Origin of the sequence: Streptococcus parasanguinis, from assembly GCF_016648855.1 — a bacterium.
Taxonomy (GTDB): Bacteria; Bacillota; Bacilli; order Lactobacillales; family Streptococcaceae; genus Streptococcus; species Streptococcus parasanguinis_L.
Genome location: NZ_JACLQU010000004.1, coordinates 23,582 through 38,432, shown reverse-complemented (window position 1 = coordinate 38,432; position 14,851 = coordinate 23,582). Strand labels below are relative to the sequence as shown.

The 14,851-nt window shown below is 36.5% G+C and carries 20 protein-coding genes and 1 pseudogene; 13 read left to right on the top strand and 8 right to left on the bottom strand.

Annotation, left to right across the window (positions count from 1 at the left end):
- The first annotated feature begins 28 nt into the window (after window positions 1–28).
- From H7T92_RS03845 to msr(D), 3 genes are all read left to right on the top strand, one after another.
- The gene (locus H7T92_RS03845; protein WP_000873143.1) at window positions 29–199 is read left to right on the top strand and encodes a hypothetical protein; all 171 of its coding nucleotides are present in this window, start codon (window positions 29–31) and stop codon (window positions 197–199) included.
- A gap of 385 nt (window positions 200–584) precedes the next feature.
- A complete protein-coding gene (gene mef(A), locus H7T92_RS03840) occupies window positions 585–1,802 on the top strand; it encodes a macrolide efflux MFS transporter Mef(A) (RefSeq protein WP_000417519.1) in 1,218 nt (405 codons plus the stop codon).
- Between the two features lie 119 nt (window positions 1,803–1,921).
- Entirely contained in the window at window positions 1,922–3,385 is a 1,464-nt protein-coding gene (gene msr(D), locus H7T92_RS03835; RefSeq protein WP_000420313.1) for an ABC-F type ribosomal protection protein Msr(D), read from the top strand.
- 117 nt (window positions 3,386–3,502) lie between these two features.
- On the opposite strand, the gene H7T92_RS03830 is transcribed toward msr(D), so the two are convergent.
- From H7T92_RS03830 to H7T92_RS03815, 4 genes are read right to left on the bottom strand one after another with little or no spacing between them, the layout of a single operon-like run.
- Window positions 3,503–3,802: a DUF5960 family protein gene (locus tag H7T92_RS03830; protein ID WP_001072467.1), complete on the bottom strand. Its 300-nt coding sequence runs from the start codon at window positions 3,800–3,802 to the stop codon at window positions 3,503–3,505.
- Window positions 3,789–4,157, bottom strand: coding sequence for a hypothetical protein (locus H7T92_RS03825; protein ID WP_000567222.1), 369 nt, complete (start codon window positions 4,155–4,157; stop codon window positions 3,789–3,791). The genes H7T92_RS03830 and H7T92_RS03825 overlap by 14 nt, the downstream gene beginning before the upstream one ends.
- Before the next feature lie 12 nt (window positions 4,158–4,169).
- Window positions 4,170–4,505: a DinB/UmuC family translesion DNA polymerase gene (locus tag H7T92_RS03820; RefSeq protein WP_000806926.1), complete on the bottom strand. Its 336-nt coding sequence runs from the start codon at window positions 4,503–4,505 to the stop codon at window positions 4,170–4,172.
- Window positions 4,502–4,747, bottom strand: a complete 246-nt coding sequence (locus H7T92_RS03815; RefSeq protein WP_001813542.1) for a hypothetical protein — start codon at window positions 4,745–4,747, stop codon at window positions 4,502–4,504. The genes H7T92_RS03820 and H7T92_RS03815 overlap by 4 nt, the downstream gene beginning before the upstream one ends.
- Before the next feature lie 422 nt (window positions 4,748–5,169).
- Here H7T92_RS03815 and H7T92_RS03810 point away from each other — a divergent pair, with 422 nt between their 5' ends.
- The 4 genes from H7T92_RS03810 (at window position 5,170) to H7T92_RS03795 (ending at window position 8,431) form a co-directional block, all read left to right on the top strand.
- Entirely contained in the window at window positions 5,170–5,922 is a 753-nt protein-coding gene (locus tag H7T92_RS03810; protein ID WP_201037123.1) for a CPBP family intramembrane glutamic endopeptidase, read from the top strand.
- 88 nt (window positions 5,923–6,010) lie between these two features.
- Window positions 6,011–6,502: a nucleotidyltransferase gene (locus H7T92_RS03805; RefSeq protein WP_201037122.1), complete on the top strand. Its 492-nt coding sequence runs from the start codon at window positions 6,011–6,013 to the stop codon at window positions 6,500–6,502.
- Between the two features lie 267 nt (window positions 6,503–6,769).
- Window positions 6,770–7,555, top strand: a complete 786-nt coding sequence (locus H7T92_RS03800; RefSeq protein ID WP_201037121.1) for an alpha/beta fold hydrolase — start codon at window positions 6,770–6,772, stop codon at window positions 7,553–7,555.
- A 21-nt stretch (window positions 7,556–7,576) separates the two neighbouring features.
- Window positions 7,577–8,431 carry an ADP-ribosylglycohydrolase family protein gene (locus H7T92_RS03795; RefSeq protein WP_201037120.1) on the top strand — a complete coding sequence of 285 codons (855 nt, stop codon included), beginning with the start codon at window positions 7,577–7,579 and terminating at the stop codon, window positions 8,429–8,431.
- Window positions 8,432–8,535: 104 nt separating this feature from the next.
- On the opposite strand, the gene H7T92_RS03790 is transcribed toward H7T92_RS03795, so the two are convergent.
- The 3 genes and pseudogenes from H7T92_RS03790 to H7T92_RS03780 form a co-directional block, all read right to left on the bottom strand.
- Window positions 8,536–9,252, bottom strand: a complete 717-nt coding sequence (locus tag H7T92_RS03790) for an ABC transporter permease (RefSeq protein ID WP_201037119.1) — start codon at window positions 9,250–9,252, stop codon at window positions 8,536–8,538.
- Window positions 9,249–10,064 carry an ABC transporter ATP-binding protein gene (locus H7T92_RS03785; RefSeq protein WP_201037118.1) on the bottom strand — a complete coding sequence of 272 codons (816 nt, stop codon included), beginning with the start codon at window positions 10,062–10,064 and terminating at the stop codon, window positions 9,249–9,251. The genes H7T92_RS03790 and H7T92_RS03785 overlap by 4 nt, the downstream gene beginning before the upstream one ends.
- Window positions 10,061–10,813, bottom strand: a pseudogene (locus tag H7T92_RS03780) (MerR family transcriptional regulator); the annotation flags it as partial. The pseudogene H7T92_RS03780 and the gene H7T92_RS03785, both read right to left, overlap by 4 nt.
- A gap of 486 nt (window positions 10,814–11,299) precedes the next feature.
- On the opposite strand from H7T92_RS03780, the gene relB reads away from it, so the two are divergent.
- The 6 genes from relB to H7T92_RS03750 all read left to right on the top strand — a co-directional run bounded on the left by relB (window position 11,300) and on the right by H7T92_RS03750 (window position 13,782).
- Window positions 11,300–11,593, top strand: coding sequence for a type II toxin-antitoxin system RelB/ParD family antitoxin (relB, locus tag H7T92_RS03775; protein WP_201037117.1), 294 nt, complete (start codon window positions 11,300–11,302; stop codon window positions 11,591–11,593).
- Window positions 11,586–11,924: a type II toxin-antitoxin system RelE/ParE family toxin gene (locus H7T92_RS03770; protein ID WP_201037116.1), complete on the top strand. Its 339-nt coding sequence runs from the start codon at window positions 11,586–11,588 to the stop codon at window positions 11,922–11,924. The genes relB and H7T92_RS03770 overlap by 8 nt, the downstream gene beginning before the upstream one ends.
- Window positions 11,925–11,938: 14 nt before the next feature.
- The gene (locus H7T92_RS03765; protein WP_201037115.1) at window positions 11,939–12,376 is read left to right on the top strand and encodes a hypothetical protein; all 438 of its coding nucleotides are present in this window, start codon (window positions 11,939–11,941) and stop codon (window positions 12,374–12,376) included.
- A gap of 172 nt (window positions 12,377–12,548) precedes the next feature.
- Window positions 12,549–12,749, top strand: a complete 201-nt coding sequence (locus tag H7T92_RS03760) for a helix-turn-helix transcriptional regulator (protein WP_003003382.1) — start codon at window positions 12,549–12,551, stop codon at window positions 12,747–12,749.
- Window positions 12,736–13,254: a DUF3278 domain-containing protein gene (locus H7T92_RS03755; RefSeq protein WP_037615666.1), complete on the top strand. Its 519-nt coding sequence runs from the start codon at window positions 12,736–12,738 to the stop codon at window positions 13,252–13,254. Before H7T92_RS03760 ends, H7T92_RS03755 begins: the two co-directional genes overlap by 14 nt.
- 87 nt (window positions 13,255–13,341) lie before the next feature.
- Window positions 13,342–13,782 (top strand): GNAT family N-acetyltransferase, encoded by a 441-nt coding sequence (locus H7T92_RS03750; protein WP_201037178.1) that lies wholly within the window; start codon window positions 13,342–13,344, stop codon window positions 13,780–13,782.
- Window positions 13,783–14,064: 282 nt separating this feature from the next.
- Here H7T92_RS03750 and H7T92_RS03745 read toward each other — a convergent pair whose 3' ends face one another.
- Complete coding sequence (locus H7T92_RS03745; RefSeq protein ID WP_201037114.1) at window positions 14,065–14,850, bottom strand: CPBP family intramembrane glutamic endopeptidase; 786 nt, start codon at window positions 14,848–14,850, stop codon at window positions 14,065–14,067.
- Between the last annotated feature and the right edge of the window lies 1 nt (window position 14,851).

Genomic DNA, 14,851 nt, shown 5'->3' with positions numbered 1-14,851 from the left:
ATCAATAAATGAAATGAGGGAATGTAAAATGAAATATTTTGAGGTTGAGTTAGAAAATCCTGATGAATTTTTAAAACTACAAACAGAAGATTTTGTGAAAGCTAATCGCTTGCTACTAAGGAAGATAATCCAGAGCGTTACAGTCTATGAAGAAAACTTCGTCATATCCTTTAAATCTGGCATCGAATTGGAAGTATGAGTCTCATTCCATAACTTTTATATTGAACATATCATCTTGTTGTGTTATACTATAAATTGATATAAACAAAGATGTAGGAGGAACCGAAACTATGACAGCCTCAATGCGTTTAAGATAAGCTGGCAATAAAAAAAGCAGAATCTATACCCGATGATAGGCTTTTTTGTTGTGCTTATTTATACGATATTGAGCATTCATTAGTTACGGTGAGGATATTGGTTATTTAACTATACCTTTATTTAACTATGTCTTTAATATGAATGTTTCCAAATTGTATGTATGCAGACCAAAAGCCACATTGTGGGGTTTGGCCTGCATTTTTTATTGCCTAGAATGCTATTCAAAATAGAAATTCAAGCAAAATAATATGCAGGAGATAATATAAATGGAAAAATACAACAATTGGAAACGAAAATTTTATGCAATATGGGCAGGGCAAGCAGTATCATTAATCACTAGTGCCATCCTGCAAATGGCGATTATTTTTTACCTTACAGAAAAAACAGGATCTGCGATGGTCTTGTCTATGGCTTCATTAGTAGGTTTTTTACCCTATGCGATTTTGGGACCTGCCATTGGTGTGCTAGTGGATCGTCATGATAGGAAGAAGATAATGATTGGTGCCGATTTAATTATCGCAGCAGCTGGTGCAGTGCTTGCTATTGTTGCATTCTGTATGGAGCTACCTGTCTGGATGATTATGATAGTATTGTTTATCCGTAGCATTGGAACAGCTTTTCATACCCCAGCACTCAATGCGGTTACACCACTTTTAGTACCAGAAGAACAGCTAACGAAATGCGCAGGCTATAGTCAGTCTTTGCAGTCTATAAGCTATATTGTTAGTCCGGCAGTTGCAGCACTCTTATACTCCGTTTGGGATTTAAATGCTATTATTGCCATCGACGTATTGGGTGCTGTGATTGCATCTATTACGGTAGCAATTGTACGTATACCTAAGCTGGGTAATCAAGTGCAAAGTTTAGAACCAAATTTCATAAGGGAGATGAAAGAAGGAGTTGTGGTTCTGAGACAAAACAAAGGATTGTTTGCCTTATTACTCTTAGGAACACTATATACTTTTGTTTATATGCCAATCAATGCACTATTTCCTTTAATAAGCATGGAACACTTTAATGGAACGCCTGTGCATATTTCTATTACGGAAATTTCCTTTGCATTTGGGATGCTAGCAGGAGGCTTATTATTAGGAAGATTAGGGGGCTTCGAAAAGCATGTATTACTAATAACAAGTTCATTTTTTATAATGGGGACCAGTTTAGCCGTTTCGGGAATACTTCCTCCAAATGGATTTGTAATATTCGTAGTTTGCTGTGCAATAATGGGGCTTTCGGTGCCATTTTATAGCGGTGTGCAAACAGCTCTTTTTCAGGAGAAAATTAAGCCTGAATATTTAGGACGTGTATTTTCTTTGATCGGAAGTATCATGTCACTTGCTATGCCAATTGGGTTAATTCTTTCTGGATTCTTTGCTGATAAAATCGGTGTAAATCATTGGTTTTTACTATCAGGTATTTTAATTATTGGCATTGCTATAGTTTGCCAAATGATAACTGAGGTTAGAAAATTAGATTTAAAATAAACAATATTGGAGGAATATTTATGTATCTTATTTTCATGTAACTCTTCCTGCTAAAATCGCAGGGTTTTCCCTGCATACAAGCAAATGAAAGCATGCGATTATAGACAGGAGGAAATGTTATGGAATTAATATTAAAAGCAAAAGACATTCGTGTGGAATTCAAAGGACGCGATGTTTTAGATATAAATGAATTAGAAGTATATGATTATGACCGTATTGGTTTAGTAGGAGCAAATGGTGCTGGAAAAAGCACTTTACTCAGGGTACTTTTAGGAGAATTAACTCCCCCAGGATGTAAAATGAATCGTCTGGGTGAACTTGCCTATATTCCCCAGTTGGACGAAGTAACTCTGCAGGAGGAAAAAGATTTTGCACTTGTAGGCAAGCTAGGTGTTGAGCAATTAAATATACAGACTATGAGCGGTGGTGAAGAAACAAGGCTTAAAATAGCACAGGCCTTATCGGCACAGGTTCATGGTATTTTAGCGGATGAACCTACGAGCCATTTAGACCGTGAAGGAATTGATTTTCTAATAGGACAGCTAAAATATTTTACAGGTGCACTGTTAGTTATTAGCCATGACCGCTATTTTCTTGATGAAATAGTAGATAAAATATGGGAACTGAAAGATGGCAAAATCACTGAGTATTGGGGAAACTATTCTGATTATCTTCGTCAGAAAGAGGAAGAACGTAAGAGCCAAGCTGCAGAATACGAACAATTTATTGCGGAACGTGCCCGATTGGAAAGGGCTGCGGAGGAAAAGCGAAAACAGGCTCGTAAAATAGAACAGAAGGCAAAAGGTTCTTCAAAGAAAAAAAGTACTGAAGACGGAGGGCGTTTAGCTCATCAAAAATCAATAGGAAGTAAGGAAAAAAAGATGTATAATGCTGCTAAAACCCTAGAGCACAGGATTGCGGCCTTAGGAAAAGTAGAAGCTCCGGAAGGCATTCGCAGAATTCGTTTCAGGCAAAGTAAAGCATTGGAGCTCCATAATCCATACCCTATAGTCGGTGCAGAAATTAATAAAGTATTTGGGGATAAGGCTCTGTTTGAAAATGCATCTTTTCAAATTCCGTTAGGAGCAAAAGTGGCGTTAACTGGTGGTAATGGAATCGGAAAAACAACTTTAATCCAAATGATCTTAAACCATGAAGAAGGAATTTCTATTTCGCCTAAGGCAAAAATAGGTTACTTTGCACAGAATGGTTACAAGTACAACAGTAATCAGAATGTTATGGAGTTTATGCAGAAGGATTGTGACTACAATATATCAGAAATTCGTTCAGTGCTAGCATCTATGGGGTTCAAACAGAACGATATTGGAAAAAGTTTATCTGTTTTAAGCGGTGGAGAAATTATAAAATTGTTGCTTGCTAAAATGCTCATGGGTAGATATAACATCCTAATAATGGATGAACCCAGTAACTTCCTTGACATACCAAGTTTAGAGGCTTTGGAAATACTAATGAAGGAGTACACCGGAACTATCGTGTTTATCACCCACGATAAACGATTACTCGAAAATGTAGCAGATGTAGTTTATGAAATTAGAGATAAGAAAATAAATCTGAAACATTAAATTTAAGGTAGTCGCTGGTCAGTATAGTCTGTTCTGGTTGGCGACTCCATTGTTAAAGAGTATAAAGACTTTAGATTTTATGAATATTAAAAATAGGAACAGTCAATTGAACTGCTCCTATTTTTCTGCTAAATATATTGTAGTTTTCTTATATGTATAATGATAGATTAGCGGATTCTCATCTACGGTACTTACTTCAAATATGAAGAAGTGATCGCGGTTATCTCTGGACTTTTCCTTATTGAGGACAAAGTAATTCTTACGTGAAGTCGCCATTGTTTTTAGGATATCATCAGTTAGGAAGGTCAATGGAATATTCATGTTAGAGTAGCGGTAGAAGTCACGTTCAAAATCTTGGTAGCTCTCGCTATAATAGTCCATTTGTAGGTGATTACGCTGAAACTCAAGCTGATTCATAGAGCACCTCCTCGACAAGTTCAATACTAATAATGTCTTTTAATTTCAAATTGATGTGACCTGTTGTAGTTTTTATCAAAATGAAATCTTTGGTCAGACTTGGTATTGTTCCAGTGTAGGAAACACGCTTGTTTTTTTCAATCACTTGAATGCGTGTGCGTAGCTGCCCGGCGTATACTTGACTGAGGAGTAATAATTTCTTCTCTAGTGATAAGTCAGACATGTACGTTACTTTGTTTGTATCATCAGAGAGTGCTGATGCATGTTCAGATAGGAAAAAGCCCATCCATTTTTGCATCTTTGTATCCTGGTACTCTCTTGCTGATTGAAATGGTAAATATGAACGGTCAATCATATCAAATCCTTTCTATGCAGAGGCAAGGGTATTTTTATCAAATTGAATCGTAAAACCTTGAATTCCCCCACCTGTGTAACATTCTTTAAAGCGATTGATTACCTCAGTATAGATTATCACAGATGAGCTTGTTGGCTTAATGCTAAATGTAAATTCCAATGGTAATCGGTTTTCAGATTTAGCATGTACTAGTCGTATCGATATTTCAGTTGTTTTGAGTTTTCTCTGACGAAGTTTTGAAGTTGCTGTTTCAACGATTCCATGTAAAAATCTTTCAAGCATTTCAATATCATTACATCCTTTGCTACGGATTTCTGAAAATTGTACTGTATTTTTTTCTTGTTTCATTTTAATCCCTCCAATCCACCCGCGGAATGACCACCGATAAGTTTACTGCGTTCAATATTTCTGGAACCTTCAGTTAGGACGGTTCCTTTTTGTATGGCTAAAAAACCAAACTGTTCTCTGACAACATCAATAGCTGTCTGAAGTCTATTATCTTTTTCAATTTGTTCTACATCATCAAAGAGTGATAGTAGAGTATAGCTTTCATCTACGAAGCCACTATAAGATACACCAATTTGTCTCACTGCACCAGAGGTGTATTTTTTCGGAATAATACAAGTACATGACTCACCATTGTTTTGGGGAGATTTGCGGGTTCAATTTTATTCTGAGCATTTATAGATTTTTTCATCTCAGTCCTAGAATAGCCAATATGAATAGAAACGACAGTAGTCAATACTAGGGCTACTGTTCCGTTCCACAGTATCATTTAAAAATCATTTTCACACCCTTTCGTCTATTAGTATAGAAGAAAGCTCTCAGCACACGTTGAGTGTGTAGCTTTGCTCGTAAAAGCCTAGAAAGCTTGGTATGAATCAATAATGAAAAGCCTTGATTGTAAGGCTTTTTTTGCATTTTTGTGATAGAATATAGGTAGTTATAATCGAGAGCAACTAAGAAGCAGTAAAAATGTTATTCATAAAATAATCAAGATAAGGGCGATAAAATGACAGAAATTGACAAAAAGAATTTTAAAAATTATCTTTGTTTTACATTTGGAATTACTTATATAGCTTGGGGGATTCTTGCCATCTTTACTCAATCTCATATTTTGGGATTAGAAACATTTATTGGGAGAACATTACATATAGTAGGTGCACTTGGACCAGCTATTGCAAGTGGCTTTTATTTGAAAAGGAATAATATAAAATTTAAACATTTTTTATTTAGTAAGAAAGAAAATAGTAGTATTTATTTCATTATTCATTTGTTAGCAATTTTGATACTATTTTCTGTATCTTCCTTAGAATTAAATGGAGTATCCATTTATCTGATGCCATTATTCTTTATACAACTAATTTTTTTTGGTGGTGGACATGAAGAATTAGGATGGAGAGGAATATTACAGCCGTTACTTGATAAAAAATATACTTATTGGAAATCTAATTTGATTGTAGGTTCAATCTGGGGAATTTGGCATCTGCCTTTATGGTTTATAGTTGGAGAAAGTCATCAAGGATTTCCTTTTATTTTATTTTTTATATATACATTATTTTTAAGTTTTGTTTTAGGGCTTCTTTACCGTCAAACGAAATCTGTGGGATACTGTCTATTATTTCATGCGTTCGCAAATTTGTTAAATCTCTATTTTGTGTTAAAAATTAATCTTATTTTTATTATCATTTTTATTGCTTATTTAATTTATACTATATTGGCGAGTAATAGAATTAGCAAGGAAAAGAATTTGTATCCAAAATAACAGGATATACTCTAGAAAATGAAGATGATTTTGTTCAAGGTAATAAAGTAGAAATAACGAACATTTATATGAAAGGTTTAGAGTAAACATGAGTCTCTTATTTGAAGAATTTAAAACCATTTGTTTCCATTTAAATCGAGTCGGAATTACACCGACACTGATGGGGTCTTTGGGATTGGAGTTTAGAACGAAAGAAAATTGGGGGCCGTCTGACATTGACATTCATGTGCCTGGTGACCCTAGAGGTTGGGAAGCACCTGATCATCTCAGAATTTATGACTGGGACAAGATAATGAAAGTGATGAAAGAATTAGGCTACGTCTTAATAGATATTCATGAGCATGAATTCCAAAAGGATAGAGTGAGTGTTGAATTTGGAAGTATCGATTCCTTACTAGATTTTGCAGGAGTTTCGGAATCAGATATAGAGCTTATTCACATTGAAGGCATCACTTTTCGTCTTCCAAGTCTGGAGCAGTATCTAAGTATTTACAAAGCTTCTTCTCAAGACTCCTATCGAAATGAACAAAATAACAATAAGGATTTTAAAAAGATCGAGTGGCTGGAAAAACATTTGTAAATTATCATATGAAAAGTAGTAAGTTGTAAGACTGGTTGCTATGTTATTTTTATTGGTTATTTAATTTATACGATATTGGCGAGTAAGAGAATTAGTAAGGAAAAGTAATTTTAACTTTAGATTAGTATATCAATTATTGAAAGTAACGTGTGGTCATTCTGGATAATCAATGTAAGAGACTTTTCTATTTGATGAGGCATCACTGCTTGTTCAAACTGATTTAACAAGTATTTATACAGTGAAAGTCCTACAGTAAGGAGTTTAAACATGAAATTCCATGAATTTGGTGATAAGAATTTGCCTCCTATCTTACTGATACATGGCGGTGGCAGTTCTTGGTGGAATTATCTTCGTCAAGCACGGATTTTATCAAAAGACTACCGTGTTATTTTACCCACTTTGAATGGCCACGGTGAAGAATATCAAATCGATTATGTTTCTACGGAAGATTCTGCTTTGGAGATCCTAGACTATGTCAAAGCCAACTGTGGTGGAAAGGTGTTTGCGATCGGTGGCGTTTCACTTGGTGGTCAAATTGCCATGGAGCTTTTGACATTAGACAGCGAGATAGCTGAGAAGGCCATCATAGATGGAAGCCTCTGTATTCCTCAACCAAGGCTAGCTAAAGTCAGCATCTTTCTAGTAGCTCTATTTGGTAAATTGATGTTCAGTAAATTCTCTTGCAAACTTCAATTAAGCATGATGGACAAACTCTATCCTAAACTGGCTTATCCAGAGGAAATAAAAGCATATTATTTGGAGGATCTCCCAAGGACGCCTATCAAAACATTGGTGACCATTTACAAAACCTATATGGGGCGTTACAAGCTCAAGGACACAATTTCTGCTAGCAAGGCGCAGGTTCTGTATATCTACGGTGAAAAAGAATTGAACTGTGTGAAAGCATCAGCGAAATTATTTCATCAGCTACATCCCAACACGATCCTGTATGAAGCAAAGGGCTATAACCATGGCTATTTATCAGCTTACCTGCCTCAAGAGTGGATTGATTTGGTTGAGCCGTTTTTAAAGAGTGATCCATTGGAAATCTGATATGCTGTAAGGAGGAATCTTATGCTAGGAGCAATAGTTGGAGACATTGTTGGTTCAGTTTATGAATGGAACAATATTAAAACCAAGGACTTTCCATTATTTCGTGAGGATTGTTTTTTCACGGACGATACGGTTATGACCTGTGCTGTTGCTGAAGCCATCATGAACGGTGGTCAGAAGGATGACTTTATTGACGCCATGAAAAAATATGGTAGGATGTATCCCGATGCTGGGTACGGGCCTAGGTTTAATACATGGATTCAAAGCAATGATTGCTCCCCTTATAATAGCTTTGGCAATGGCTCAGCCATGCGTGTTTCTCCTTGTGCTTGGGTCATGGATTGTAGTTTCTGTGCCAGAACAGGAGCTTGGCCGTCCAGAAGAGCTCTTGCACGACTTTCTGCAGAGGTGACTCATAACCATCCAGAAGGGGTCAAGGGAGCTATGGCGACGTCTGATGCTATCTTTATGTGTCGTTATTACTTTGGAGGTTACAGTGGCGACTATGGAAAACCAATCAACGATAACCCTACAGAGTGCAAGAGACTCATCAAGGAATACATAGAGCAAGAGTATGGATATAATCTTTCTCAAACACTAGATGAAATTCGTCCTACTTATCGTTTCAATGAAACTTGTCAGGATACGGTACCTCAAGCTATCATTGCTTTTCTTGAAAGTACAGATTTTGAAGATGCAATTCGAAATGCCATCTCTCTTGGAGGGGATAGTGATACTCTTGCTGCTATCACAGGGAGTATAGCAGAAGCAGCTTATGGCATACCTGATTGGATTAAGGATAAGGCCTATACATATCTTGATGAGCCCTTAAAGGATGTCCTCAGACGATGGGAGCAAGAAGTTTCAATAACATAACAGAGATTAGATAAAGACAACCAAAAACACTAAAGCGACGAGATATGTAACAATCTCGTCGCTTTTGCTTAAAAGTTAATGTTGCCATGGATTTATTCAGACACCTAGTTAGATTTTTGCCGATTCAAGAGGAGGATACAAGTCATTACTGAGATACAGGATACAAGAATCAGATACCAAAGATTTTCAAGATCAAAACCATGATCTAGCATCAAGCGGTATCCCCAAGAAGCGGGGGAAAGACGCCCTATTGCTTTAAGAAAACCAGGTAGTAAGTTGCTAGGAAACATGATTCCTGAGAGCATAATTGAGGGTAAAAAGACAAGTTGCGCTATCATGGTAAGCTTTGCTTGATTTTTTACAGTAAGGCCCAGTATACTTCCGATACTTAACGATACGAAAATGTAGATTGCCAGTGCGAGAAAGAATAGGGGAAGTTGATTCGGTAGACTTGCTTTAAATAAAATTGGAGCAAGTAGTAGGATCACTATGCAGGTCATTATCAAATGAACAAAGGCAGAGAGAAGCATGGTCACCAATCCTAAGTGAATAGGCACACCATTTGCTTTATAAATCTTTTTTATGTCGCTTCCGTATGTTTCAATCAAGGAAGGCGGTAAGCCGAGAAAGGCTCCCATGGAAACACTCATGACAATCATTGACTGTATGAGTGTGCTTTCCATATCAGGTATAACGGAAGTAAAAATACCACCCATGAGAAGAAAGAAAATAAGCGGTACAATATAGTAAGCAACCAGGAGAGACTTACTTCGTATGTCCAATTTCCACTGTAATGCTAGGCTATATAAAAAACCATTCATTCCGATCCCCTCCTTGCCATTTCGATGAAATGCTGCTCCAGTGTACCACGATCAACCTTAATATCCAATACCTGGATATGTTTCTGTTTGCATTCTTCCAATAATGAAATCAAAGTGTCCTCGATCGTATCTGTTTCAAAAGATTCCTCTCCGTCCCGGGTCTTTAAATGGATGAAATAGTTTCTTCCCAACCTGTCTGTCAGTTCTGAAGGAGTACCACAAAAGACAATCTTTCCATTATTCAAAATAGCAATGCGGTCACATAAGGTTTCAACTTCGGCCATATCGTGGCTTGCCAAAACAATTGTCTTGCCCTGTGATTTGAGCTTTCGGATTTGTTCATGGAGGGATAGTCTTCCTTCAACATCAAGTCCCGCTGTCGGTTCATCGAGAAAAATAATATCCGGATTACTGATAAGTGCAAGAGCAAGATGTAATCTTCTTTTTTGACCGGTGGATAATTCTATGTATTGCGACTCCTTCATTTCTTTTATGCCAAGGGCCTTTAGCATAGCATCATCAATGTATGTATGATTCCATTTTGCAAAGAGCTTTATGGCTTCCATTGGTTTGATGTGGGCGGGTAGAGAGGAGGACTGTAGTTGAATTCCGGTTTTCCCGTTTACAACGATAGTGCCTTCGTCATATTTTCTCAGACCTTCGATACATTCAAGCGTGGTTGTTTTACCAGCTCCGTTCACTCCGAGCAGAGCAAAGATTTCTCCTTGTTTGATTTGAAAATCGAGACCACTAAGAACCATATTGCTACCATAACTTTTCTTTAATCCAGAAACCTCTATTGCGTCTTTCATGGTTCTACCTCCTCAAAGGGATTGGTTCCAAGCCTTGAAAAATAGACTTGTAAAGCAGGCCCTAAATAATCATTAACGATTTTTTGCTTTTCTTCCCAAGCGTTTGAGGCGGTATCAATATTCCCAACCTCCATCAACTTCGGAAGCATGCTCATATCACCATTTGTAAACTCCATAATCAAGCTCCAGTATTCTTGCACAACCTGCTGGCTTTGTTCGCTTTCAACTGGCACGTTTTCTTTTTGAAGCTCCACGATTTGATCACTTAGGCGGTTCAACCTATCCATAAAGTCTTGCCCGCTTCTCTTGTCAAATCGACTGCGTATCTGGTCGAGCGTATCATCATCAAACCGCTTAATGAGAGAGTAGGAGTCATTCTTCATCTGTAGATTGACAATAATGTCTGCATATTTCTTAAAATTGACCGTTTGTATTTGTAAAACTTCTACCTTTAACTGCTCTATTGCGACCAAAGAATCCTTAAGTTGCTCTATATTTTTACGAAGAACATCTGCCTGCTCTGTAAGAGCTTTAGCAACATCATCAGGTGTTTTTAAAGAGATCAAACGGCTCTTTATATCCTTTAGAGAAAAACCCAGTGATTTTAAAGATAGAATCTGATGGAGTAGCACTATATCTTTATCGGTATAAAGCCTGCGACCTCCCTCACTTTCTGCCGATGGGGAAAGCAGCCCCTTCTTTATCATAGTATTGTAGAGTACGGATGGTAACCCCCATTTTCTTAGCAAGTTCCCCAACTGTCATAAATCCTTCCGGTATTGCTCTGTATTTAGCCATCATTACCCACCTCCTCATACCTATTATACATCGTTACGTAAGGTCATGAACAAGATTATTTTAAAAAATTTGCTTGACAAAAACTTTTTCATTTTCGAGAAAAGAAAGAGAAGTCATAGAAAAAAAGAAGCATGTGACAAAATAAGTCCAAAATATTGACATAATTCCTAGCCTTTAGAGTATTATTTATGGGTATGTGTCGTGATTTAGAAAAGAAAAGTACAATTACAAGATGATCAATAGCAAACACAAGGTGATAGACAGAACAATCTATCACCTTTTTCAGTTTAAAACTATTTGTCACCAATTACGCACTCATATTTCTTATCTCTTACAACTTTTATTTAGTGAAAGAGGAATCCATTTTTCACTTGAATCCCTTCTCATTTGTATGGTAGAATGTATATACAAATTGTATGTACAAAGGAGAGGTAGAAATGGCAAACACGAAAGCAGTGAATTTTCGGGCAGATGCGATATTTTACCAGAAAACAAAAGAGGTGCTTGCGGATCAAAAAATTTCTGTGTCAGATGTCCTGAATGCGGCACTTCGAAAAATTGCCAACGGGACTGTGGATCCAGAAGAATTTGTTTCGAGTGATTTGCAGAACGCGCAGTATCAAGTAGCCTTTGAAGATTTGAAGAAGGAGATTTTAGTGGGGCACCAGGAAATCGCTCAAGGAAAAGTTACTTCTGTAGCCGATGTGAGAAAGGAATTTGGTCTTGACTAAGTTGAAGCGCTATCAGGTCTTTCTTGCAGATCAGGCTAAGCAGGACTTGCGTGACATTCACGACTATATTCTTGTGAATTTTTATATCCAGCAAGCTGCAGATGGAAAAGTTGATTTGCTATTAAGTGCTCTTGAGACCCTAGAACTGTTTCCAGAAGCCTGTCCTCTGGTATCAAACCGGGGCTATGGTGAGATGACGAATGATGGAAAACCCTATCGTTATATTCCAATAGAGAACTATCTCGCATTTTATTATATGGAGAAGCATACAGTGTATGTTGCTCGTATCCTCAGTGCAAAGCAGGATTTGGTCAAGATTTTTTATAAGTAGATTGAGGAACCTCCATGTTAAAATCAAATAAGCTAATCATTTTTTTAATTTCTCTACCCTTTCTGATGGTCCTTGTTTTCTATTCTCTTAGTGAGCATCCTGGATATAGTGATGATGGGAATTTCGTCAGAAATCATGAGACTGCTATTAAGCGTGAGATCATCGCAAACTTAGCCCGGGAAAAGCAGGACATAGAATCTGTTACCTTATTGCCAAATACTGCTAGAGGAGAGTATGATAATGGTGGTGATGTGAGTGGACATTACCATATCTATTTTACAGCCTACGTCAATCATAATCGCGAGCAAACGATAAGCGTAGAACTATTCTTCCCAGATGCCAGCATCCCCCCTTTCACCTTGTTTCCTCCTAACCCTTATAAAGACAAAGGCAAAAAGATGTCCAATTGGGTGATGGGGAATATTGAAGTATCGGAAGAAACCTCTAGATAGTATATAAAAGAAATCACAACGATAGCTACAGACGTCTATCGTTTTTTAATGCTTTTAAAGTTGAGAAAATAGTTTTAGGAAATGATGTCAAATATAGTTGACATCCGGCAACTAGTATTGTAAAATAAATGTATCAAATATATTTGACACATTTACATTTAGGAGGTGCCAAGTGAACCGTGTGAAAGAATACAGAGTCAATCTTGGACTTTCTCAATTGGCTTTGGCAAAAAGTATTGGAGTTTCCAGGCAAACGATTAATATGATTGAGAATGGGAAGTATAACCCTTCCCTAGATCTCTGTATCAATCTAGCAAAAGAGCTTGGGACGGATTTGAATTCTTTATTTTGGAGGATCGATGATGATGAATAAAAACTGGCAATTGAAATGTGTGAAAGCTTTCTACGATATTACAGGTGAGCTTGACGAATACAAGGAAAAAGAATTGAGTACTTTTGGGAACAACATGTACATGCTCTTTATGTCGGGAATTATCCTCGGATTCCTGCTCAGTTTCATGTTTAATACGGATTATGTCAGTGTGATCACGTTTTTAGTATTTTGCTACTCCCTGTACCAACAAGAGCAAGTGATTCATCGTTTGGAACTCGACATCTATGAGGTTTCAGAAGATGAAGTAGGAGAGGCAAAGAAAAAGATGCTAAAAAGAACTTTCCTTCAAACCTTGATTGTGATGGGGCTAGCTATTTTTGTTGCGATTGGTCTTTGGAGAACAGGATTGCTACAAGAAAATAAGATAAGCTTTGAAATGTATTTCACTTTTATTTTCCCTCTTGTCATTGGGCTGATTACCATGATTAGTTTCTTGAGTAATTTCATTGCAAATAGAAGAAAAATCAAAGTGATCCGGGATTAGATCCATCAGAAATAAGACCGGTTATTTTTCTGATAAGATAGAGCTAAATGGAAATAGAAACCATTTATGATGAAAGAAAAAGTAAGAATGAATAGAATAGTAGACGAACAGATCACTCTTATTCCTTATTATAGGAATGATGACATTTCCCTTCTTTGGTATCAAGATAGTGAGATTTGCAAACAAGTGGATAATACTGATCAGATTTACAGTCTAACAAAACTTCATAAAATGTATGATTACCTAACTTCACATGGTTCATGCTATTATATCCAATATAAAGGAGTGTTAGTTGGAGATGTGACACTTCAAGATAATTCAGAGCTTTCTATAGTGATCAGCAAAGAGTATCAGAATTTACAGATCGGAAGACGATGTATTTCTGAAATGATACAGTTAGCCAAAGAGAAAGAAATGGTTAAGGTAACTGCTCAAATTTATCCTTTTAATACCCAAAGTCAAAGAATGTTTTTGGCTTTGGGATTTCAGAAAGTAGATGAAAAGTGGTATGAATATAAGTTGATTTAGAATAGTTGTATATCTCCATATATGTTAAGACTGTAATCTACTGTTTATAAAACAATGTTCATGAAAAATAGAGTTAAAGGGTACCTACTGATACATGGACAAGAGGTTTTTTCAGAAATCTAAAAATGAAGAGAACACCAACAGATGATTTTTTATTGGTGTTCTCTTCATTTGATTTTACGATCTATCTCGCTTTTTTATGTTTTCAACCAGTTAGACAGACAATTTGTAGGAGAACATTTAAACTCAAAATTTTGTAAAGTTAATGAAAGCTTTTACCCATTATAATCTGTCCGCAGTTCTATTTCGTATATGCATTGCAATCGGTGTGATGAGCAGGTATAGCAAGGTCAAAATGATAAAAAATCCGATATCGGCATCCAAAAATACATAAACGATATTAAAGCCAAAATGCATGAAAATAGAATAAATCAGATTATTATGTTTTTCCAAAATAATATTCATACAAATAGTAATAGATGTAATCACAACTATGTTAGCAATAATATAAGGAATGGCACGCCAGTCCGTAAATTTTGAATCTACAACCCACAGAAGTGTATGCCAGAAACACCAAACTAGGCCTTGGTAGATAGAGGATTTTAAAAAATGATACTTTTTATTAAATTCTTCTCTCATATAACCACGCCAACCTAATTCTTCACCAGTCGGACCTGATGTAAATGATAAGAATATACTAAGTGGCAATGATACGGTTCCTAGATTGATGTAGGAGAACATTGTTTTTTGGGTCATAAGTGAGTAGATGAAGAGTGATAATACACTGAGCCCAAATGTCAGACCAAATGAAGATAGAAGTGGGAGTAACGACACTTTAGCAGAGAAACACCGCTTAAGGAAAGTTGTTCTTTTCTCATCAGTCCTAAAATATTTCCATCCAAATAAAAGCAGGTATGATGGAGACCATGCGACGATATTTCGTACAATCCACATGATAACAGGTGTAACCTTAAATACTAAACTTGCAGGAGCTGCTACAAAAATAATGAGTGCCCAAACAAGGACATAAGAACTGATGATGTATCTTTTTAAATAATTTACGTTCATT